The organism is Trabulsiella odontotermitis, assembly GCF_030053895.1.
Lineage (GTDB): Bacteria > Pseudomonadota > Gammaproteobacteria > Enterobacterales > Enterobacteriaceae > Trabulsiella > Trabulsiella odontotermitis_C.
In genome coordinates this window covers 4,628,284-4,650,713 of the sequence record NZ_CP125781.1, presented here as the reverse complement: position 1 = coordinate 4,650,713, position 22,430 = coordinate 4,628,284, and the positions used below count along the sequence as shown (strand labels likewise).

Sequence of the window (22,430 nt, the reverse complement as noted above, 5' to 3'; positions counted from 1 at the left end):
GGCGGACTCCACTCGAACAAAAAGAAAAAATGAAAACGATCGTGATTGTTGGCACACGTCGACTGTACGTATCAGCCTCGTTAAAGGTTGATCTGTTTTTTGACCCTGCGCAAAAGGGTGACGTGCGAACCGCTGTGCGCGGTTTTTTTACCCGGTCAGGATCTAAAGATCGCGATCGGGACCGCGGATCATAGCGTAATCTGAACCAGAGATCTTCTGTTTCTCACAGATTCTTCCCCATTTATCCACAGGAAGGATCGAAACCGGATAAGTGTAATCGATCCTGGCACGAGTGAAGCAGGATTTAGGCCGCATATTGGAAAAATTAATGAGTACTGACGAATTTTGGTTTAAACGATCTAATAAAGATCCTGCACGATCCTTGCGCTTTAACCGGGAGGCCGTATAATCCCCCACCCGGCGCGTAGAGCCCGAGTTCTTGTGTCGACGACAGCTCGCTTTTTGCACGTAAAAGTGCGGAATTACGCGGGAAATAAGGTAAAGAGAATTGACTCTGGAGTGTACAATTATTACAATCCGGCCTCTTTAATCACCCAAGCTGAAGCGTTAGTCGTTCGAAGATTGTTCGGGTATACGCAAAAGTCAGTGAATTTATTCAAGTTTAGGTAGAAATCGCCATGAAACGCACTTTTCAACCGTCTGTACTGAAGCGCAACCGTTCTCACGGCTTCCGTGCTCGTATGGCTACTAAAAATGGTCGTCAGGTTCTGGCACGTCGTCGTGCTAAAGGCCGCGCTCGTCTGACCGTTTCCAAGTAATAAAGCTAACCCCTGAGTGGTTAAGCTCGCATTTCCCAGGGAGTTACGTTTGTTAACTCCCAGTCATTTCACTTTCGTCTTCCAGCAGCCACAACGGGCTGGCACGCCGCAAATTACTATCCTCGGCCGCCTGAATTCGCTGGGGCATCCCCGCATCGGTCTTACCGTCGCCAAGAAAAACGTCAAACGCGCGCACGAACGCAACCGGATTAAACGTCTTACGCGTGAGAGCTTCCGTTTACGCCAGCATGAACTTCCGTCTATGGATTTCGTGGTGGTGGCGAAAAAAGGGGTTGCTGACCTCGATAACCGTGCTCTCACGGAAGCGTTGGAAAAATTATGGCGCCGTCACTGTCGCCTGGCTCACGGCTCCTGATAGCCCTTATCCGGCTCTATCAACGCCTGATTAGTCCGCTACTCGGGCCACATTGCCGTTTCACACCAACCTGCTCTCAATACGGAATTGAGGCCTTGCGCAGGTTTGGAGTGATAAAAGGCAGTTGGTTGACGGTGAAACGCGTATTAAAATGCCACCCTTTACACCCGGGTGGAGACGACCCCGTCCCACCAGGACCCTTTGATACCAGAGAACACTAACGATGGATTCCCAACGCAATCTTCTTATCATCGCTTTGTTGTTCGTGTCTTTCATGATCTGGCAGGCGTGGGAGCAGGATAAAAATCCTCAACCTCAGCCGCAACAGACCACGCAGACGACGACCACCGCAGCAGGTAGTGCAGCAGACCAGGGCGTACCGGCCAGTGGCCAGGGGAAACTGATTACGGTTAAAACCGATGTGCTTGAACTGACCATCAACACCAGCGGTGGTGATGTTGAACAGGCGCTGTTGTTGGCATACCCGAAAGATCTGGGTTCCAATGAACCGTTCCAGTTGCTGGAAACTACGCCGCAGTTTATCTACCAGGCGCAGAGCGGCCTGACTGGACGTGATGGCCCGGACAACCCGGCTAATGGTCCTCGTCCGCTGTATAACGTTGATAAAGATGCGTTTGTGCTGGCTGATGGTCAGAACGAACTGGCTATCCCGCTGACGTATACCGACAAAGCCGGTAACACCTTCACCAAAACCTTCACCCTGAAACGCGGTGAATATTCGGTGAACGTCGGCTATGACGTGAAAAACGCCGGAGAGAAACCGCTGGAACTGGCGACCTTTGGTCAGTTGAAACAATCCATCAATTTGCCGTCTCACCGCGATACCGGCAGCAGCAACTTTGCACTGCACACCTTCCGCGGCGCGGCATACTCTACGCCGGACGAGAAGTACGAAAAATACAAATTCGATACCATCGCCGACAACGAGAACCTGAATGTGAATGCCAAAAATGGCTGGGTAGCGATGCTGCAACAGTATTTTGCTACCGCATGGGTTCCGCGTAACGATGGCACCAACAATTTCTACACCGCGAATCTGGGCAACGGTGTTGCCGCGATCGGTTACAAATCGCAGCCGACGCTGGTGCAGCCAGGTCAGAACGCGACGCTGAACAGCACTTTGTGGGTGGGTCCGGAAATTCAGGACAAGATGGCTGCCGTTGCACCGCATCTGGATCTGACCGTGGACTACGGCTGGTTGTGGTTCATCTCTCAGCCGCTGTTTAAACTGCTGAAATGGATCCACAGTTTCCTCGGCAACTGGGGCTTCTCCATCATCGTTATCACCTTTATCGTTCGTGGCATCATGTACCCGCTGACCAAAGCGCAGTACACCTCCATGGCGAAGATGCGTATGCTGCAGCCGAAGATTCAGGCGATGCGCGAGCGTCTGGGCGATGATAAACAGCGTCAGAGCCAGGAAATGATGGCCCTGTACAAAGCTGAGAAGGTCAACCCGCTGGGTGGCTGCTTCCCGCTGATCATCCAGATGCCTATCTTCCTTGCCCTGTACTACATGCTGATGGGCTCCGTTGAACTGCGCCACGCGCCGTTCGCATTGTGGATCCACGACCTGTCCGCGCAGGACCCGTACTACATTCTGCCGATCCTGATGGGCGTGACGATGTTCTTCATTCAGAAGATGTCGCCGACCACCGTGACCGACCCGATGCAGCAGAAGATCATGACCTTTATGCCGGTCATCTTCACGGTGTTCTTCCTGTGGTTCCCGTCAGGTCTGGTGCTGTACTATATCGTCAGCAACCTGGTGACCATTATTCAGCAACAGCTGATTTACCGTGGTCTTGAAAAACGTGGGCTGCACAGCCGCGAGAAGAAGAAGTCCTGATAAGCTTCATTCTTTAAGCCAGAAGGCGGTCTCAGGACCGCCTTTTTTAATACGAGTGATTTTATGAGCCATAACGACACAATCATCGCCCAGGCAACCCCACCGGGACGCGGTGGTGTGGGCATCCTGCGCATCTCCGGCCTGAAAGCGCGGAATGTCGCTCAGGCCGTGCTGGGCAAACTGCCAAAGCCGCGCTACGCCGATTATCTGCCGTTCAAAGATGCTGACGGTACCGCGCTGGATCAGGGCATCGCGCTGTGGTTTCCCGGCCCGAACTCTTTTACCGGTGAAGACGTACTGGAATTGCAGGGTCATGGCGGCCCGGTGATCCTCGACCTGTTGCTCAAACGTATTCTGACGCTGCCGGGCGTACGCATCGCAAAGCCGGGCGAGTTTTCCGAACGCGCCTTTCTTAACGATAAGCTCGATTTAGCCCAGGCAGAGGCGATTGCCGACCTGATTGACGCCAGTTCAGAACAAGCGGCACGTTCCGCCCTGAACTCATTGCAGGGGGCGTTTTCTGCCCGTGTTAATCATTTAGTGGAAGCACTTACTCACCTGCGAATCTACGTGGAAGCCGCCATCGATTTTCCGGATGAAGAGATAGACTTTCTCTCCGACGGCAAAATCGAAGCCCAACTCAACGCGGTTATCGCCGATCTCGATGCGGTACGTGCCGAGGCCCGTCAGGGCAGCCTGCTGCGTGAAGGAATGAAAGTCGTGATTGCCGGTCGCCCGAACGCCGGGAAATCGAGCCTCCTGAACGCGCTGGCCGGTCGCGAAGCGGCAATCGTTACGGATATTGCGGGCACGACCCGCGACGTACTGCGCGAGCATATTCATATTGACGGCATGCCACTGCACATCATTGATACCGCCGGGCTGCGCGACGCCAGTGACGAAGTGGAGCGCATTGGTATCGAACGCGCCTGGCAGGAAATCGAACAGGCAGACCGTGTGTTGTTTATGGTGGATGGCACCACCACCGATGCCGTCGACCCTGCCGATATCTGGCCTGATTTTATTGCCCGTCTGCCCGCGAAGCTGCCGATCACCGTGGTGCGTAACAAAGCAGACGTCACCGGCGAAACGCTGGGCTTCAGCGAAGTGAATAACCACTCACTGATTCGCCTCTCGGCACGAACCGGGGAAGGTGTGGACACGCTGCGTAATCATCTCAAACAGAGTATGGGCTTTGAAACCAACATGGAAGGGGGTTTTCTGGCTCGTCGTCGCCACTTACAGGCGCTGGAAGAAGCGGCAAACCATCTGCAACAGGGCAAAGCGCAGTTGCTCGGCGCCTGGGCAGGCGAACTGCTGGCCGAAGAGCTGCGTCTGGCACAACACAACTTAAGCGAGATCACCGGTGAATTTACCTCGGATGATCTGCTGGGTCGTATTTTCTCCAGTTTCTGTATTGGTAAGTAATATGTGAGCGATTCGGCGAATGTGACTAAGGATATGTAAAAGTCATGCCTGAAGCCTTTTCAGACAGGTTTTTCCGCATTAAAACCTGTCCATTATCGGTGATAATACATTACTGACCTTTAACCATTGTCCATTAATCAGGGAGCGAAAAATGGCCACTCACTTTGCACGAGGCATCCTCAGCGACGAGCACCTCGCTTCGGTACGACTGCCGTCAACCGTTCACCATGCGGCACGACGGCTACCGGAGCATCGACGTGCGCGTTTTATGGGATCGCGTGCGCTCCTGGCTGAACTGATGTTCATGCTGTACGGCACCAGTGAACTGCCGGAAATCATCACGCAGCCTAACGGAAAACCTGTTTTTGCTGATGCGGAACTGCCCGCGTTTTCGGTTTCTTATACCGGCAATATTGTCGGCGTGGCGCTGGCAACAGAGGGAAACTGTGGCCTCGACATGGAACTGCAGCACACCAGCATTCCGGAAGCTTACCCCTTCACCCGTAATGAGAACCTGTGGATCGCCAATCAAAACGATCCTCATGAGGCGCAAACCCAACTGGTCGTCCTGCGCCAGAGCGTGTTAAAGATGACCGGTCACGCCACGCAGGATTCCCCCCGTTTATTACAACTGCTTCCCGGTTCGGGCCGTTTACGCTCCGCTGAGGTCATGCAGATTGAGGCGATTTGCGATGCCGAAGACATTCTGGTGTGGTCAGTTGCCGCCAGCCCGGCCATCGAAAAGCTCAATCTGTGGGAATTCCATAGTAAAAATGGCTGGGGCAGCCTGCCGGATGCGCAGACCCGCGCGAATGAGCCCGCCACACGTCTGATGCGATTTACCAGCCTGCCTGCCGAAAAAGCCCTTATAATCAACTGATCTGACATATCATGATGCAAAGGAGTAGTCATGTCTGACACGTTGAACGTTGTGACGTTACTGGGAAGCCTGCGTAAAGGCTCATTTAACGGTATGGTGGCTCGCACACTGCCCAAAATTGCGCCGGCAGGAATGGACATCTCTGCGTTGCCGTCTATCGGTGATATTCCGCTTTATGATGCGGATGTGCAGCAGGAAGAGGGGTTTCCGCAAAGCGTTGAAGCCCTGGCTGCGCAAATCCGCCAGGCCGATGGTGTGATTATTGTTACGCCGGAATATAACTATTCGGTGCCGGGTGGGCTGAAGAATGCCATCGACTGGCTGTCACGTCTGCCTGACCAGCCGCTGTCGGGCAAGCCGGTACTGATTCAGACCAGTTCAATGGGCGCTATCGGCGGCGCTCGCTGCCAGTATCACCTGCGTCAGATCCTGGTGTTTCTCGATGCGATGGTGATGAACAAACCGGAATTTATGGGCGGTGTGATTCAGAATAAAGTCGACCCGCAGACAGGTGAAGTGATTGACCAGAGCACGCTGGATCATCTGACCGGTCAGCTGACCGCGTTTGGTGATTATATTCAGCGGGTGAAGGCGTAAACAAAAGCCCGGCGGCGCGATGCTTGCCGGGCCTGTACTACGTAAATCCCTTAGTGCGCGTCGATAAACACAATCTTCAGCACAAACAGCAGCGCGACGACAATGACGCACGGGCTGAGATCGCGGAAACGTCCGGTACCAATTTTCATCACGCAGTAAGAGATAAAGCCCAGCGCAATCCCTTCGGTGATGGAGAAGCTGAACGGCATCATCACCGCGGTAATAAACGCCGGTACCGCCTCTGTAAGGTCATCCCACTTCACGCGTGACAGACTTGAGGTCATCAGCACGCCGACGTAAATCAGCGCGCCTGCGGCGGCGTATGGCGGCACCATGCCCGCCAGCGGAGAGAGGAAAATCACCAGCAGGAACAGCAAACCGACAATCACTGCCGTCAGACCAGTACGACCGCCTACCGAGACGCCGGAAGAGGATTCGATGTACGCGGTAACAGACGAAGTGCCGATGAACGACCCGGCAACGGACGAGATACTGTCAACGTACAGCGCCTGCTTCATGCGCGGGAATTTACCGCTCTCATCGGTCAGACCGGCTTTATCAGTCACGCCAATCAGTGTTCCTGAGGAGTCAAACAGGTTAACCAGCATGAAGGAGAAGATCACCCCGGCCAGACCGATGTTCAGTGAACCCGCGAGATCCACATGACCCAGCACAGTCGTGACGCTCGGCGGCGCGGAGACGATACCGTTGTAATGCACATCACCCAGCATCCAGCCCAGCAGCGTGGTCACTACGATAGATACCAGCACCGCCGCGTGAATGTTACGGGAAGCCAGAATCGCAATGATGAAGAAACCCAGCACGCCAAGCAGAACGTTATGCGACGTCAGGTTGCCAATGGTCACCAGCGTTTCGCTGTTCGCGACAATGACCCCGGCGTTTTTCAGCCCCATCATGCCGATGAACAGGCCGATACCGCTGGTGATGCCAACGCGCAGGCTGACAGGGATATTGGCGATCATCCAATAGCGGATGCGGAAAATGGTCAGCAGCAGCAGACCCACCGCCCCCCAGAAAATCGCGCCCATCCCGACCTGCCACGGCAGGCCCATCGCACCGACAACGACAAACGCGAAGAAAGCGTTAAGCCCCATCGCGGGCGCCAGCGCTACGGGCAGATTGGCAAACAGGCCCATCAGGATGCTGCCGAAGGCAGCGATAAGACACGTAGTCACAAACACGGCGCTGGTATCCATTCCCGCGGCGCCAAGAATTTGCGGGTTAACAAAAACGATGTAAACCATCGTCAGGAAAGTGGTAAAGCCGGCGATGACTTCGGTGCGTGCCGATGTCCCGTGTTCGCGCAGTTTGAACACGCGCTCAAGCAGTCCCTGACCAGAGGCCTGGGTAGTGTGTTGTTGACTCATCTTCTGGTTCCGAGCAAAGGAGGGAAAATTCGTCGCTATCCTACCCCAAAATGCGACAATAGGGAGGATTAACTCGCACTTTTTTTATTGGTTTTTCTTATACGGCAACGATTGCGTTGCGCAATTTTCATCAGGTAAACGATAAACTTGTTATAACAGGAAACGGCATGACCAACATTGAAGCGGTATTTTTCGACTGTGATGGTACGCTGGTCGACAGTGAAGTGATTTGTTCCCGCGCCTATGTTTATATGTTTAAGCAGATGGGCATTACCCTTGATCTCGAAGAGGTTTTTAAACGCTTTAAGGGCGTGAAGCTCTACGAAATCATCGATACGATCAACGCCGAACACGGGGTGAATCTGCAAAAAGCGGATTTAGAACCGCTCTACCGCGCCGAGGTCGCACGCCTGTTTGACAGCGAACTGGAGGTCATTGCGGGGGCAAATGCATTGCTGGATGCGGTTACCGTTCCGATGTGCGTCGTGTCTAATGGCCCGGTCAGTAAAATGCAGCATTCGTTGGGAAAAACCGGCATGCTGCACCATTTCCCGGAAAAACTGTTCAGCGGCTACGATATTCAGCGCTGGAAGCCTGATCCGGCGCTGATGTTCCATGCGGCAAAGGCGATGAACGTAAACCCGGAAAACTGCATTCTGGTGGATGATTCCAGCGCAGGAGCGCAATCCGGCGTCGCGGCAGGGATGGAGGTGTTTTACTTCTGTGCCGACCCGCACAACCCGCCGATTGATCACCCGAAAGTGACGACGTTTAACGCGTTATCGGAACTGCCAGCGCTGTGGAAAGCGCGCGGCTGGGATATTACACGCTGACAAAACAAAGCCGGATGGCGCTAACGCTTATCCGGCCTACAAGGCTTTCACAGGCCCGGTAAGCGCAGCGCCACCGGGCATTTCGGTGTATTACTCTTTCGGATCTTTACCCGCCAGCAGCTTATCCAGCTCATCGCCGCCCACGTGACGGAAATCCTGCCCTTTCACGAAATAGAAAATGTATTCGCAAATGTTCTGGCAACGGTCGCCGATACGTTCGATGGAGCGCGCGCAAAACAGCGCTGTCAGGACGCTTGGAATAGTGCGGGAATCTTCCATCATGTAGGTCATCAGCTGACGCACAATGCCTTCGTATTCCTGATCCACTTTCTTGTCTTCGCGATAGATACGAACAGCTTCGTCGATATCCATCCGCGCAAAGGCATCCAGCACGTCATGCAGCATCTGCACCGTGTGGCGCCCCAGCGATTCCAGGCTCACCAGCAGCGGCTGGTGCTGTTGCGTGAACTTTTCCAGCGCCGTACGGCAGATCTTATCCGCCACGTCGCCAATGCGTTCCAGCTCAGCGATGGTTTTGATGATCGCCATTACCAGACGCAGGTCGCTGGCGGTTGGCTGGCGCTTGGCGATAATACGTACACAGGCTTCATCAATGGCGACTTCCATCATATTGACCTGTTTGTCGCCGTCGATAACACGCTTCGCCAGCTCCTGATCCTGATTATGCATCGCCGTAATCGCGTCAGAGAGCTGCTGTTCCACCAGCCCACCCATGGTCATCACCTGGGTGCGGATATGTTCCAGTTCTGCGTTGAACTGGCCGGAAATATGTTTGTTGAGATTAAGGTTGTCCATCGCTAACTCCAAATCAACCGTAGCGGCCAGTAATATAATCTTCAGTTTGTTTCTTAGCAGGTTTAGTAAAGAGATCGTCCGTATTACTGAATTCGATCAGCTCGCCAAGATACATAAACGCAGTGTGGTCAGAGCAACGTGCCGCCTGTTGCATGTTGTGCGTCACGATCACGACGGTGTAATCCTGCTTAAGCTCGGTGATCAGCTCTTCGATGCGTCCGGTGGAGATCGGATCCAGCGCTGAACACGGCTCATCCAGCAGCAGCACTTCCGGGCGAATCGCAATACCGCGGGCGATGCACAGGCGCTGTTGCTGACCGCCAGAGAGAGAATATCCGCTCTGGTGCAACTTATCTTTGGTTTCATTCCATAATGCGGCTTTAGTCAGAGCCCACTGCACACGCTCGTCCATATCCGCGCGGGACATTTTCTCAAACAGACGCACGCCAAAGGCGATGTTGTCGTAGATAGACATCGGGAACGGTGTCGGCTTCTGGAAAACCATACCGACTTTGGCGCGCAGCAGCGCGATATCCTGAGTATTGGTGAGAATATTGTCGCCATCCAGCAGAATTTCGCCTTCTGCACGCTGCTCAGGATAGAGTTCATACATTTTGTTGAAGGTACGCAGCAGCGTAGATTTACCGCAGCCAGAAGGCCCGATAAAGGCCGTCACCTGATTCTTTGCGATATCCAGATTGATGTTCTTAAGGGCATGGAATTTGCCGTAGTAGAAGTTCAAATCACGAACCGAAATCTTACCCGGGGCAGTATTAGCCATACTCATCTCACTCTCTTCCTTATCCGGCGCCGTTCATCACCGCGCCGTAAAAATTAACCGTGTTTACTCTTGGCAAAAATGATGCGCGCCAGAATGTTCAGCAACAGGACGCAAAGGGTGATGATCAATACCCCGGCCCAGGCCAGCTGCTGCCATTCAGCAAACGGGCTCATCGCAAATTTGAAAATGGTCACCGGCAGGTTGGCAATCGGCTGCATCATGTCGGTGCTCCAGAACTGGTTGGACAGCGCAGTGAACAGCAACGGCGCCGTTTCCCCGGCGATACGCGCCACCGCCAGCAGCACACCCGTCAGGATGCCGGAAACCGACGCCTTCACTGTGATGGCGGAAATCATCTTCCATTTCGGCGTTCCCAGCGCATAAGCAGCTTCACGCAGGCTGTCCGGTACCAGTTTTAGCATGTTCTCGGTGGTTCGAATGACAATCGGCACCTGCAACAACGCCAGCGCAATCACCCCGGCCCAACCGGAGAAGTGCTCCATTTTGGCCACGACGATGGTGTAGACGAACAGACCAACCACAATGGACGGCGCAGAAAGCAGGATATCGTTAATGAAACGAATAAACTCAGCCAGCAAGGATTTACGACCATATTCCGCCAGATAGATCCCCGCCATGATGCCCAGCGGCGTACCGAATACCGTCGCCCAGAGAATTAACAACCCACTACCTGCCAGGGCGTTCGCCAGACCGCCACCCGCTGTATTTGGCGGTGGCGTCATTTCGGTGAACAGCGCCAGCGACATGCCGTCAAAACCGCGAGACACCGTAGAGATAAGGATCCAGATAAGCCAGAACAGGCCGAATGCCATGGTCGCCATTGACAACGTCAGAGCGATACGGTTTTTCATGCGGCGGCGAGCCTGCATTTTGCGGCGGGATTCCGCCAGTTCAGCCGTCGTTTGCATTTCAAGAGTCGCCATTAACGCGCCCCCTCGTTTTTCGCCAGACGCAGGATCATGAATTTCGAGGCAGCCAGAACGATGAAGGTAATAACAAACAGAATCAGACCCAGTTCCATCAACGCGGCAACGTGCAGGCCGGATTCCGCTTCAGCAAATTCGTTAGCCAGCGCCGAGGTAATACTGTTACCCGGCATATACAGCGAGGCGCTGCTGAGCTGGTAGGTGTTACCGATGATAAAGGTCACTGCCATGGTTTCACCCAGCGCACGGCCAAGGCCGAGCATGATGCCGCCGATGACCCCATTTTTGGTGAACGGCAGTACGATGCGCCAGATCACTTCCCAGGTCGTACAGCCGATGCCGTACGCGGACTCTTTCATCATCACCGGCGTCTGTTCAAACACATCGCGCATCACCGCCGCAATGTAGGGGATGATCATGATAGCGAGGATCACGCCAGCGGCCAGAATACCAATACCGAATGCCGGGCCGGAGAAAAGCGCGCCTACAAATGGAATCGTGGAAAGCACATTGCCGACGGGTTCCTGGAAGTACGTGGCGAACAGTGGTGCGAAAATAAACAGCCCCCACATGCCATAAACGATACTTGGAATTGCCGCTAACAGCTCAATAGCAATACCCAGCGGGCGTTTCAGCCAGGCCGGGGCAAGTTCCGTCAGGAACAGTGCGATGCCGAAGCTCACCGGAACGGCGATCAGCAACGCGATAAAGGAGGTGACCAGCGTACCGTAGATGGGTACCAGCGCACCGAAGATGTCATTTGGCGCATCCCACTCTTTGGTCCACAGAAACGAGAAGCCAAATTTCTGAATGCTTGGCCAGGAGGAGATGATCAGGGAAACGATGATGCCACCCAGCATCAATAGCACAATCAGCGCTGCCAGTTTAACCAGCGCACTGAATATCATGTCACCCTGTTTACCCGGTGGGTTAAAAGCAGGCTTGGTTGCAGCCATAAGTTACTCTTCAGTTATTTACGTCTTACGAAAAGGCGATGAGCATTCATGCTCACCGCCATCTTCGTCAAAATGATCCTGTTAGTACAGCGCTTTACCGCTGCTGTCTTTCACGTTGGTCTTCCATGCAGCACGAACCTGCTCAACCACGCTGTCCGGCAGGGTTGCGTAATCCAGTGCGTTGGCTTCTTTTCCACCGTTCTTGTACGCCCAGTCGAAGAATTTCAGCACTTCAGCGCCCTGTTCAGCATTTTTCTGCTCTTTGTGCACCAGGATGAACGTGGTGGAGGTGATTGGCCACACATCCGCACCTTTCTGGTTGGTCAGGTCCTGAGCGAAAGATTTGCTCCAGTCAATGCCTTTAGCGGCATTAGAGAAGCTCTCTTCAGTCGGGCTGACATCAGCGCCATCAGCAGATTTCAGTTTGGTATAGGTCAGGTTGTTCTGCTTAGCGTAAGCATATTCAACGTAACCGATAGAGCCCGGCAGACGCTGTACGAAGGCGGCGATACCGTCGTTACCTTTACCACCCAGACCTGTCGGCCAGTTAACCGTTGAGCCTGCACCGACTTTAGAATTCCACTCTTCGTTTACTTTCGCCAGGTAGCTGGTGAAAACGAAAGAGGTACCGGAACCGTCAGCACGACGAACCACCGCGATATTCTGAGAAGGCAGTTTTTTGCCCGGGTTCAGCTTAGCGATTGCTTCGTCATCCCATTTTTTGATTTTGCCGAGGTAGATATCCCCCAGGGTTTTACCATCAAGCACCAGCTCGCCAGATTTGAAGCCTGGCAGATTTACCGCCAGTACCACGCCGCCAATCACGGTCGGGAACTGGAACAGCCCTTCCTGCTGTAATTTGTCATCCTTCAGCGGAGCGTCAGATGCGCCGAAGTCTACGGTGTTTGCTGTGATTTGCTTAACGCCACCGGAGGAGCCGATACCCTGATAGTTGATTTTGTTACCCGTTTCTTTCTGGTAGGTATCAGCCCACTTGGCATACACCGGCGCAGGGAATGTTGCGCCAGCGCCAGTCAGGCTTGCTGCTGCTCCAGCCGCGAAAGCGCTCATCGATAAGGTCGCGGCGACAACAGTTGCGACAGTGGTACGCATAACTTTCATAATGTCTCCTGCAAGATTTGTGTAAATCGTTGTTTAAGTGGCTACGATGAGCAAAATAGGACAAAGAGGTGACAGTTATATGTACGGTTTATGACAGTTTGATGACAGCGCAAAATTTTGTTTAATAAGCGTTTAAAAGTATCTATTTTTCATACCGATAGCCACAATTATGACCACAATATGTCAGAAAGATTTTATTTCTGTGACACTGAAAAAGGTAGCTGAAGATGACAGATTGTCATAAAGGAAAGGCGGAAAAACGCCCCATTTATTGATATGGGGCGTTGTTTTATTACTCAACCGTTACTGATTTCGCCAGGTTACGCGGCTGGTCAACGTCGGTACCCTTAATCAGCGCGACGTGATAAGCCAGCAACTGCAGCGGCACGGTGTAGAAGATCGGCGCAATCACCTCTTCCACATGCGGCATCTCGATGATGTGCATGTTGTCGCTGCTGGTGAAACCGGCATCGCGGTCGGCGAAGACGTACAGATGACCACCGCGCGCACGCACTTCTTCGATGTTGGATTTCAGTTTTTCCAGCAATTCGTTGTTAGGCGCCACGACAATAACCGGCATGTCGGCGTCAATCAGCGCCAGCGGACCATGCTTGAGCTCGCCTGCGGCATACGCTTCCGCGTGGATATAGGAGATCTCTTTCAGCTTCAGCGCGCCTTCCAGCGCGATTGGATACTGATCGCCACGACCGAGGAACAGGGCGTGGTGCTTGTCAGAGAAATCTTCCGCCAGCGCTTCAATGCGCTTATCCTGCGACAGCATCTGTTCGATGCGGCTCGGCAGCGCCTGCAGACCATGAACAATGTCATGCTCAACGGCGGCATCCAGACCTTTCAGACGCGCCAGTTTCGCCACCAGCATTAGCAGAACCGTCAGTTGCGTGGTAAACGCTTTGGTCGACGCCACGCCAATTTCAGTCCCGGCTTTGGTCATCAGTGCCAGATCGGACTCACGCACCAGTGAGGAGCCCGGTACGTTACAGATGGCCAGCGAGCCCAGATAACCCAGCTCTTTCGACAGACGCAGCGCTGCCAGCGTATCCGCCGTTTCGCCGGACTGCGACAGGGTGATCATCAGACTGTTGCGGCGCACTGCGGATTTGCGGTAGCGGAATTCAGAGGCGATTTCCACATCGCACGGCACGCCCGCCAGCGATTCAAACCAGTAACGAGAGACCATCCCGGAGTTGTACGACGTACCGCAGGCGACAATCTGGATATGCTCTACCTGAGACAGCATCTCGTTGGCATTCGCACCCAGCTCACTTAAATCAACCTCACCATGACTGATGCGGCCGGTCAGGGTGTTTTTGATCGCGTTCGGCTGTTCGTAGATCTCCTTCTGCATGTAGTGACGGTAGATGCCTTTGTCACCGGCGTCATACTGCAGGTTGGATTCGATGTCCGGGCGTTTAACCTGAGCACCAGATTTATCGAAGATAGTGATAGCGCGACGCGTGACTTCAGCAATATCGCCCTCTTCAAGGAAGATAAAGCGACGGGTCACCGGCAGCAGCGCCAGCTGGTCAGACGCAATGAAGTTTTCCCCCATGCCCAGACCAATCACCAGCGGGCTTCCTGAACGCGCTGCCAGTAGCGTGCCCGGATCGCGGGTATCCATAATGACCGTGCCGTAGGCGCCACGGAGTTGCGGGATAGCGCGCAGTACGGCTTCGCGCAACGTACCGCCCTGCTCAAGCTCCCAGTGAACGAGGTGAGCAATCACTTCGGTGTCAGTCTCTGAAGCAAAGACGTAACCACGGGACTGCAGCAGTTCGCGCAATGGTTCGTGGTTTTCGATGATGCCGTTATGCACCACAACGATGTGTTCAGAAACATGCGGATGCGCGTTTCCTTCCGACGGTTCGCCGTGCGTCGCCCAGCGAGTGTGAGCAATACCTGTGCCGCCATGCAACGGATGTTCTTCCGCCGCCTGGCTCAGCATCTGGACTTTACCGAGGCGACGCAGACGGGTCATATTTCCTTCTGCGTCAACGACTGCCAGACCGGCAGAGTCATAACCACGGTATTCCAGACGACGTAATCCTTCGAGAAGGATTTCAGCAATATCACGCTGCGCAACTGCGCCAACAATTCCACACATAGTAAAAATTCCTGATTATGGCGTTATGCCATGCGTTGTCGCTGACCTGTCTTTGCCCGTTTTCCGGGCACCCCGAGCCTTGTAGAGAGTGGGGTTATATTTATAGGTACTGCCATTGGGGTGGGAAATTATATTATTTCCTCACCCCTGTCTGCCGGATGGCGCTGACGCTTATCCGGCCTACAAAAGCGTATTACTTTTTCTTCACCGGGCGTTTCCAGCCCTGCTTATGGACCTGCGGTACACGACTTAATACCAGCTCATTATCGGCCACATCGCGCGTGACGGTGGTTCCCGCCGCAATGGTGACGCCTTTTCCGATGGTCACTGGCGCCACCAGCTGCGTATCGGAGCCGACAAACACATCATCACCAATGATGGTTTTGGATTTGTTCGCGCCATCGTAGTTACAGGTGATAGTGCCCGCGCCAATATTTACGTTGTCGCCAATTTCCGCATCGCCGAGATAACTCAAATGGCCGGCTTTAGAGCCTTTACCCAGCCGCGCTTTTTTCATCTCAACAAAGTTACCGACGTGTGCGCCTTCCAGCAGCTCAGCACCAGGGCGCAGACGTGCGAACGGGCCAATGGTGCAGGCAGCTTCGAGATGCGCATTTTCAACCACACTGTAGGGACTGATTTCGCAGTCGTCACCAATCACGCTGTTTTTAATGACGCAGCCGGCACCGATTTTGACGCGGTGGCCCAGCGAAACCTGGCCTTCCAGGATAACGTTAGTATCAATTTCCACATCGCGCCCGTGATTCAGCTCACCGCGTAAATCGAAACGAGCAGGATCGCGCAGCATAACGCCCGCCAGCAACAGTTTTTCCGCCTGCTCGCTCTGGTAGACGCGCTCAAGACGAGATAGCTGCAAACGGTTGTTTACGCCTTCCACTTCACTTAAACGCTGCGGGTGGACGGCAACGATGTCATGCCCTTCAGCATGGGCCATGGCGATGATATCGGTGATGTAGTATTCACCTTGCGCATTGTTGTTGGTCAGTTTGCTGAGCCAGCGCTTCAGATCCGCACCACTGGCAATCAGGATACCGGTATTGATCTCCTGAATCTGACGCTGCGCGTCGCTGGCGTCTTTATGCTCAACAATGCCCGTCACTTTACCGTTTTCACGCGTGATACGGCCGTAGCCGCTGGGATCATCTAATTTAACCGTCAACAGACCAATGCCGCCCTGTGGTTTCGCTTCACGCAGGCGCTGAAGGGTGTCAACGGTGATCAGCGGTACATCGCCATACAGCATCAGGATGTCTTCATCGTCGGCAAAGAACGGCGCGGCCTGCTGCATCGCGTGCCCGGTGCCCAGCTGTTCCGCCTGCAGCACCCAGTTCAGGTTATCTTCTTTCAGCGCTTGCTTAAGGAGATCGCCGCCGTGTCCATAGACCAGATGCACCTGGCTGGCGCCTAATTCATTAGCAGCATCAATGACATGCTGAACCATTGGCTTCCCGGCCAACGTGTGCAGCACTTTCGGAAGCTCGGAATACATGCGGGTTCCTTTGCCGGCAGCAAGGATCACCACGCTCATCGCACTGTTTGACATACGCATCCTGACAGTAATTTGAGTGGGAAGTAAAACCCTTTGGCGTTGAAATTTCTACATATTTTGCATCATGAAATGGGATGCAGAGAAAACGCGCAACGCCCGGGTGGAAAACCAGTTTATGGAGCCATTTTCAGCGATCGTACGCGGTTTTGTCTCGAAAAAAATCCCCGTAATCTGAAGATTAGCGTCTATGCTGCTGCTTTCACTGTTTTTTTGATACCTGAATAAAGCAGACATAAAAAAAGCCAGTCTGGAGACCAGACTGGCTTTTGAGACATTCAAGCCGGTGTTACATCGCTTTTTTGGTCAACTCGATAACGCGCAGTTTGGCGATCGCTTTGGCCAGTTCCGCAGACGCCTGAGCGTAATCCACGTCGCCGTGCGAGCTCTTAATGTGCTCTTCAGCCTTACGCTTCGATTCCATGGCTCTCGCTTCATCGAGATCCTGGCCACGAATTGCAGTATCAGCCAGAACGGTCACGGTGCCAGGCTGCACTTCAAGAATGCCGCCGGACAGGTAGATAAACTCTTCATGACCGTGCTGTTTAACGATGCGGATCATACCAGGCTTAATGGCGGTGAGCAGCGGCGCGTGACCCGGGTAAATACCCAGTTCACCTTCGCTACCCGTTACCTGGATTTTCTCGACCAGACCAGAGAACATTTGTTGCTCTGCGCTGACGACATCCAGGTGGTAAGTCATTGCCATATCACCCTCCGATTAAGGCGTTAAAGTTTTTTGGCTTTCTCGACGGCTTCTTCGATGGTGCCAACCATATAGAACGCCTGCTCCGGCAGGTGATCGTATTCGCCTTCCATGATGCCTTTAAAGCCACGGATGGTGTCTTTCAGCGATACGAATTTGCCCGGAGAACCGGTAAAGACTTCTGCTACGAAGAACGGCTGCGACAGGAAGCGCTGAATTTTACGCGCACGTGCCACGACCAGTTTATCTTCTTCAGACAGTTCATCCATACCCAGGATGGCGATGATGTCTTTCAGTTCCTGGTAACGCTGCAGGATAGACTGTACGCCACGCGCTGTGTCGTAGTGCTCCTGACCAACCACCAGCGGATCCAATTGACGGCTGGTGGAATCCAGCGGGTCAACGGCCGGGTAGATACCCAGAGACGCGATCTGACGGCTCAGTACCACGGTGGCGTCAAGGTGCGCAAAGGTGGTGGCTGGTGACGGGTCAGTCAGGTCATCCGCAGGTACGTATACCGCCTGAACGGAAGTGATAGAACCGGTTTTGGTGGAGGTGATACGTTCCTGAAGAACACCCATCTCTTCCGCCAGCGTCGGCTGATAACCTACCGCAGAAGGCATACGACCAAGCAGCGCGGAAACTTCTGTACCGGCCAGGGTATAACGGTAGATGTTATCGACGAACAGCAGAACGTCACGACCTTCGTCACGGAACTTCTCAGCCATGGTCAGGCCGGTCAGCGCAACGCGCAGACGGTTTCCCGGCGGCTCGTTCATCTGGCCATAAACCAGGGATACTTTATCCAGAACGTTGGAGTCGGTCATTTCGTGGTAGAAGTCGTTACCCTCACGAGTACGCTCACCCACGCCCGCAAACACAGAGTAACCGGAGTGCTCGATCGCGATGTTACGAATCAGCTCCATCATGTTTACGGTTTTACCTACACCCGCACCACCGAACAGACCAACTTTACCCCCCTTCGCGAACGGGCAGATCAGGTCCATTACTTTGATACCAGTTTCCAGCAGTTCCTGAGAGCTGGACAGCTCTTCATAGGACGGTGCTGCGCGGTGGATAGCCCAACGCTCTTCTTCGCCGATGTCGCCTTTCATATCGATCGGCTGACCCAGCACGTTCATGATACGACCCAGCGTTGCTTTACCTACCGGGACTTCGATCGGGTGCTCAAGGTCTTTAACTTCCAGACCACGACGCAGACCGTCGGAAGAACCCATGGCGATAGTACGTACGATACCACCACCGAGCTGCTGCTGAACTTCCAGCACCAGACTCTCACTACCATTCATAACCTCAAGAGCATCGTACACGCGCGGTACGGCATCCTGAGGGAATTCGACGTCCACTACGGCGCCGATTACCTGGACAATTTTTCCAGTAGCCATCTTGAATCCTCTACGAATTAACCTGGTTATACCGCGGCGGCCCCCGAGACGATCTCGGTGAGTTCCTGAGTAATGCTGGCCTGACGAGCTTTGTTGTATACCAACTGCAGCTCTTTAATCAGGCTGCCGCCATTGTCGGTTGCGGCTTTCATCGCCACCATACGTGCGGCCTGCTCGCTGGCCAGGTTTTCTACCACGCCCTGATAAACCTGAGATTCAACGTAACGGCGCAGCAGGGTATCCAGCAGCAGTTTCGGATCAGGTTCATACAGGTAATCCCAGGCTTTGTGCTTCAACTCTTCGTCTTCTGATGCCGGTAACGGCAGCATCTGAGTCAGGGTCGGGGCCTGAGACATGGTGTTAATAAATTTGTTGCTGACAATGTACAGTCTGTCCAGACGGCCTTCATCATAGGCCTGCAACATCACTTTTACCGGGCCGATCAGTTCGGACAGGGACGGGTTATCCCCCATGCCTGTCACCTGGGCGACAATATTGCCACCAACGGAGTTAAAGAAAGACACGCCCTTGGAGCCGATCATCGCGATATCGCTCTGAACGCCTTTGTCGGACCAGGCTTTCATATCCGCCAACAGCTTTTTGAACAGGTTAATGTTCAAGCCGCCGCACAGACCACGGTCGGTAGACACCACCAGGTAGCCCACGCGTTTAACGTCGCGTTCTTCCAGGTAAGGGTGCTTATATTCCAGATTACCGTTCGCAAGGTGACCAATCACTTTGCGCATGGTATCTGCATAAGGACGGCTGGCCGCCATGCGATCCTGCGATTTACGCATTTTGGAAGCGGCGACCATTTCCATCGCTTTAGTGATCTTCTGCGTGTTCTGGACGCTTGCGATCTTACTACGTATCTCTTTTGCGCCGGCCATGAGCTTCTCCTCAATGCCTTGCGGCCTGTCCTAAGACAAGCCGCCGGACGTTACCAGGTCTGGGTTGCTTTGAAGGAATCGAGGATGCCTTTCAGCTTGCCTTCGATTTCGTCGTTATAGCCACCGGACTGGTTGATCTCTTGCATCAGCGGAGCGTGATCACGGTCGACGTAAGCCAGCAGAGCGGCTTCGAAGCTACCGATTTTCGCCAGTTCCACATCTTCGAGGTAACCGCGTTCAGCTGCGAACAGCACCACACCCTGTTGTGCAACAGACATAGGGGCATACTGTTTCTGTTTCAGCAGCTCGGTCACTTTCTGACCGTGGCTCAGCTGTTTACGGGTTGCTTCATCCAGATCAGATGCAAACTGAGAGAACGCTGCCAGTTCACGATACTGCGCCAGCGCGGTACGAATACCACCGGACAGTTTCTTGATGATCTTGGTCTGCGCTGCACCACCCACACGGGATACGGAGATACCCGGGTTAACCGCAGGACGAATACCGGAGTTAAACAGGTTGGTTTCCAGGAAGATCTGACCGTCGGTAATGGAAATTACGTTGGTCGGAACGAACGCAGAAACGTCACCCGCCTGAGTTTCGATAATCGGCAGTGCGGTCAGGGAGCCGGTTTTACCTTTCACTTCACCTTTGGTGAAGTTCTCAACGTATTCCGCGTTCACGCGGGATGCGCGTTCCAGCAGACGGGAGTGGAGGTAAAATACGTCGCCCGGGAAGGCTTCACGTCCTGGCGGACGACGGAGCAGCAGGGAAACCTGACGGTAAGCAACAGCCTGTTTAGACAGGTCATCGTAAACGATCAGCGCATCTTCACCGCGGTCACGGAAGTATTCGCCCATGGCACAACCGGCGTATGGCGCCAGGTATTGCAGTGCAGCAGATTCAGACGCGGTCGCGACCACAACGATGGTGTTGGACAGCGCGCCGTGCTCTTCCAGTTTACGAACCACGTTAGAAATGGTGGACGCTTTCTGGCCGATAGCCACGTACACACATTTGATGCCGGAGTCACGCTGGTTGATGATGGCGTCAATCGCCATCGCGGTTTTACCGGTCTGACGGTCACCGATGATCAGTTCACGCTGACCACGACCGATTGGGATCATGGCGTCAACGGATTTATAACCGGTCTGTACCGGCTGATCGACGGACTGACGGTCGATAACGCCCGGAGCGATAACTTCGATTGGCGAGAAGCCATCGTGCTCAACCGGACCTTTACCATCGATTGGCGCACCCAGGGTGTTAACCACACGGCCCAGCAGGCCACGGCCAACCGGAACTTCCAGAATACGACCAGTACATTTGACCTTCATGCCTTCGGCGAGGTCAGCGTACGGACCCATCACAACCGCACCTACAGAGTCACGCTCGAGGTTCAGTGCGATAGCGTAACGGTTTCCCGGCAGGGAAATCATTTCACCCTGCATACAATCGGCCAGGCCGTGAATGCGGATAACACCGTCACTTACAGAAACAATAGTACCTTCGTTGTGAGCTTCACTCACAACATTGAACTGAGCAATGCGCTGCTTGATCAGTTCGCTGATTTCGGTGGAATTCAGTTGCATGCTCCAGTCCCCTTAAGACTGCAAGACGTCTGCAAGGCGCTCAAGACGGCCGCGTACGCTGCCATCAATGACCATATCACCCGAACGGATGATAACGCCTGCCATTACAGACTTATCGATTTTGCAATTCAGCTTAACTTTGCGTGACAGACGTTTTTCCATCGCACCGGTGATCTTTGAAAGCTGCTCTTCACTTAGCTCAGAGGCAGAAGTGACTTCAACCTCAGCGATCGCCTCACTGGCGGCGCGCAGGTGAATAAACTGTTCAAGAACATCCGGGAGCGTGATGAGACGACCGTTTTCCGCCATCACCCGAATCAGGTTCTGGCCGTTTTCGTCCAGTTGCTCACCACACACGGCAATGAACGACTCAGCGAGCGTTTCTGGCGCCAGGGCACCAGAGAGAAGCTCCGCCATCTGTTCGTTCTTAGTCACTTCAGCGGCAAACGCCAGCATGTCCTGCCAGCGTTCAACGTTCTGGTGTTCGACGGCAAAGTCAAAAGCTGCTTTGGCGTAGGGGCGAGCTACCGTTACAAATTCAGACATCAGCCCCTCCCTCCTTACAGTTCAGCGACAAGTTTATCCACGATGTCGCTGTTAGCAGCTTCATCCACGGAACGTTCGATGATCTTCTCGGCGCCAGCAACAGCCAGGATAGCGACCTGCTTACGCAGTTCTTCGCGAGCACGTTTACGTTCGGCTTCAATTTCAGCCTGCGCCTGTGCGACGATTTTAGTGCGTTCCTGTTCTGCTTCAGCTTTCGCTTCGTCCAGGATCTGAGCACGACGCTTGTTAGCTTGCTCGATGATCACCTGGGACTCCGCTTTCGCTTTTTTCAGCTGGTCGGTCGCGTTGGCCTGTGCAAGGTCCAAATCTTTCTTAGCGCGTTCTGCAGAAGCAAGGCCGTCAGCAATTTCTTTTTGACGTTTTTCGATGGCAGCCATTAACGGCGGCCATACATACTTCATGCAGAACCAGACAAAGAGAACAAACGCGATGGCCTGGCCGAGGATTGTTGCGTTCATGTTCACAGCACAATACCTCTTAAAATTTTACGACTGTGGATTAGGGTTATCCCGTACAACTTACTACGCGACAGCAAACATCACGTACAGACCCAGACCTACAGCGATCATCGGGATTGCGTCCACCAGACCCATAACGATAAAGAACTGAGTACGCAGCAGAGGAATCAGATCCGGCTGACGCGCTGCGCCTTCCAGGAATTTGCCCCCGAGGATGCCGATACCGATCGCAGCACCGATTGCCGCCAGACCCATCATCACAGCGGCAGCCATGTACAGCAGATCCATATTCAGGTTTTCCATGACAGTCTCCAGTTTGTTTCAATTAAAACGTAGTAGTGTTGTTAAA

General features: G+C 53.7%; 24 protein-coding genes. 9 read left to right on the top strand and 15 right to left on the bottom strand.

Annotated elements, in window-relative coordinates:
- Positions 1-328: 328 nt before the first annotated feature.
- The 8 genes from QMG90_RS22595 to QMG90_RS22040 all read left to right on the top strand — a co-directional run bounded on the left by QMG90_RS22595 (position 329) and on the right by QMG90_RS22040 (position 5,930).
- The gene (locus QMG90_RS22595) at positions 329-409 is read left to right on the top strand and encodes a hypothetical protein (RefSeq protein WP_419096826.1); all 81 of its coding nucleotides are present in this window, start codon (positions 329-331) and stop codon (positions 407-409) included.
- Positions 410-638: 229 nt separating this feature from the next.
- Positions 639-779: a 50S ribosomal protein L34 gene (gene rpmH / locus QMG90_RS22070; RefSeq protein ID WP_000831330.1), complete on the top strand. Its 141-nt coding sequence runs from the start codon at positions 639-641 to the stop codon at positions 777-779.
- Between the two features lie 16 nt (positions 780-795).
- The gene (rnpA, locus tag QMG90_RS22065; RefSeq protein ID WP_283281985.1) at positions 796-1,155 is read left to right on the top strand and encodes a ribonuclease P protein component; all 360 of its coding nucleotides are present in this window, start codon (positions 796-798) and stop codon (positions 1,153-1,155) included.
- The gene (yidD, locus tag QMG90_RS22060) at positions 1,119-1,376 is read left to right on the top strand and encodes a membrane protein insertion efficiency factor YidD (RefSeq protein ID WP_283281983.1); all 258 of its coding nucleotides are present in this window, start codon (positions 1,119-1,121) and stop codon (positions 1,374-1,376) included. Before rnpA ends, yidD begins: the two co-directional genes overlap by 37 nt.
- Before the next feature lie 2 nt (positions 1,377-1,378).
- Positions 1,379-3,025, top strand: coding sequence for a membrane protein insertase YidC (gene yidC / locus QMG90_RS22055; RefSeq protein ID WP_283281982.1), 1,647 nt, complete (start codon positions 1,379-1,381; stop codon positions 3,023-3,025).
- Between the two features lie 63 nt (positions 3,026-3,088).
- The gene (mnmE, locus tag QMG90_RS22050) at positions 3,089-4,453 is read left to right on the top strand and encodes a tRNA uridine-5-carboxymethylaminomethyl(34) synthesis GTPase MnmE (protein ID WP_283281980.1); all 1,365 of its coding nucleotides are present in this window, start codon (positions 3,089-3,091) and stop codon (positions 4,451-4,453) included.
- Positions 4,454-4,604: 151 nt separating this feature from the next.
- Positions 4,605-5,333: a 4'-phosphopantetheinyl transferase family protein gene (locus QMG90_RS22045; RefSeq protein WP_283281978.1), complete on the top strand. Its 729-nt coding sequence runs from the start codon at positions 4,605-4,607 to the stop codon at positions 5,331-5,333.
- 30 nt (positions 5,334-5,363) lie between these two features.
- Positions 5,364-5,930: an NADPH-dependent FMN reductase gene (locus tag QMG90_RS22040; RefSeq protein ID WP_283281976.1), complete on the top strand. Its 567-nt coding sequence runs from the start codon at positions 5,364-5,366 to the stop codon at positions 5,928-5,930.
- 50 nt (positions 5,931-5,980) lie between these two features.
- Here the strand turns inward: QMG90_RS22040 and QMG90_RS22035 are convergent, their stop codons facing one another.
- Positions 5,981-7,318: an NCS2 family permease gene (locus tag QMG90_RS22035; protein ID WP_283281974.1), complete on the bottom strand. Its 1,338-nt coding sequence runs from the start codon at positions 7,316-7,318 to the stop codon at positions 5,981-5,983.
- Between the two features lie 167 nt (positions 7,319-7,485).
- Here QMG90_RS22035 and yieH point away from each other — a divergent pair, with 167 nt between their 5' ends.
- Entirely contained in the window at positions 7,486-8,151 is a 666-nt protein-coding gene (gene yieH / locus QMG90_RS22030) for a 6-phosphogluconate phosphatase (protein WP_283281972.1), read from the top strand.
- Between the two features lie 90 nt (positions 8,152-8,241).
- Here the strand turns inward: yieH and phoU are convergent, their stop codons facing one another.
- The 14 genes from phoU to atpE all read right to left on the bottom strand — a co-directional run bounded on the left by phoU (position 8,242) and on the right by atpE (position 22,384).
- On the bottom strand, positions 8,242-8,967 hold the full coding sequence (gene phoU, locus QMG90_RS22025; protein ID WP_283281970.1) for a phosphate signaling complex protein PhoU: 726 nt from the start codon (positions 8,965-8,967) through the stop codon (positions 8,242-8,244).
- A 13-nt stretch (positions 8,968-8,980) separates the two neighbouring features.
- Entirely contained in the window at positions 8,981-9,754 is a 774-nt protein-coding gene (gene pstB, locus QMG90_RS22020; RefSeq protein WP_038161299.1) for a phosphate ABC transporter ATP-binding protein PstB, read from the bottom strand.
- A 47-nt stretch (positions 9,755-9,801) separates the two neighbouring features.
- Entirely contained in the window at positions 9,802-10,692 is an 891-nt protein-coding gene (gene pstA, locus QMG90_RS22015) for a phosphate ABC transporter permease PstA (protein WP_283281967.1), read from the bottom strand.
- Positions 10,692-11,651, bottom strand: a complete 960-nt coding sequence (gene pstC / locus QMG90_RS22010) for a phosphate ABC transporter permease PstC (RefSeq protein ID WP_283281965.1) — start codon at positions 11,649-11,651, stop codon at positions 10,692-10,694. The genes pstA and pstC overlap by 1 nt, the downstream gene beginning before the upstream one ends.
- A gap of 81 nt (positions 11,652-11,732) precedes the next feature.
- Positions 11,733-12,773, bottom strand: a complete 1,041-nt coding sequence (gene pstS, locus QMG90_RS22005) for a phosphate ABC transporter substrate-binding protein PstS (protein WP_283281963.1) — start codon at positions 12,771-12,773, stop codon at positions 11,733-11,735.
- A gap of 292 nt (positions 12,774-13,065) precedes the next feature.
- Positions 13,066-14,895, bottom strand: a complete 1,830-nt coding sequence (glmS, locus tag QMG90_RS22000) for a glutamine--fructose-6-phosphate transaminase (isomerizing) (RefSeq protein ID WP_283281961.1) — start codon at positions 14,893-14,895, stop codon at positions 13,066-13,068.
- Between the two features lie 193 nt (positions 14,896-15,088).
- Complete coding sequence (gene glmU / locus QMG90_RS21995) at positions 15,089-16,459, bottom strand: bifunctional UDP-N-acetylglucosamine diphosphorylase/glucosamine-1-phosphate N-acetyltransferase GlmU (protein ID WP_283281959.1); 1,371 nt, start codon at positions 16,457-16,459, stop codon at positions 15,089-15,091.
- A 292-nt stretch (positions 16,460-16,751) separates the two neighbouring features.
- Positions 16,752-17,171, bottom strand: a complete 420-nt coding sequence (locus tag QMG90_RS21990) for a F0F1 ATP synthase subunit epsilon (protein ID WP_038161310.1) — start codon at positions 17,169-17,171, stop codon at positions 16,752-16,754.
- Between the two features lie 20 nt (positions 17,172-17,191).
- Entirely contained in the window at positions 17,192-18,574 is a 1,383-nt protein-coding gene (gene atpD, locus QMG90_RS21985) for a F0F1 ATP synthase subunit beta (protein ID WP_283281957.1), read from the bottom strand.
- A gap of 26 nt (positions 18,575-18,600) precedes the next feature.
- A complete protein-coding gene (atpG, locus tag QMG90_RS21980; RefSeq protein ID WP_283281955.1) occupies positions 18,601-19,464 on the bottom strand; it encodes a F0F1 ATP synthase subunit gamma in 864 nt (287 codons plus the stop codon).
- A 50-nt stretch (positions 19,465-19,514) separates the two neighbouring features.
- Positions 19,515-21,056, bottom strand: coding sequence for a F0F1 ATP synthase subunit alpha (atpA, locus tag QMG90_RS21975; protein WP_038161316.1), 1,542 nt, complete (start codon positions 21,054-21,056; stop codon positions 19,515-19,517).
- A 12-nt stretch (positions 21,057-21,068) separates the two neighbouring features.
- Positions 21,069-21,602: a F0F1 ATP synthase subunit delta gene (gene atpH, locus QMG90_RS21970; protein ID WP_283281954.1), complete on the bottom strand. Its 534-nt coding sequence runs from the start codon at positions 21,600-21,602 to the stop codon at positions 21,069-21,071.
- 14 nt (positions 21,603-21,616) lie between these two features.
- Positions 21,617-22,087 (bottom strand): F0F1 ATP synthase subunit B, encoded by a 471-nt coding sequence (atpF, locus tag QMG90_RS21965; RefSeq protein WP_038161321.1) that lies wholly within the window; start codon positions 22,085-22,087, stop codon positions 21,617-21,619.
- Between the two features lie 57 nt (positions 22,088-22,144).
- Positions 22,145-22,384, bottom strand: coding sequence for a F0F1 ATP synthase subunit C (atpE, locus tag QMG90_RS21960; RefSeq protein ID WP_000429386.1), 240 nt, complete (start codon positions 22,382-22,384; stop codon positions 22,145-22,147).
- Between the last annotated feature and the right edge of the window lie 46 nt (positions 22,385-22,430).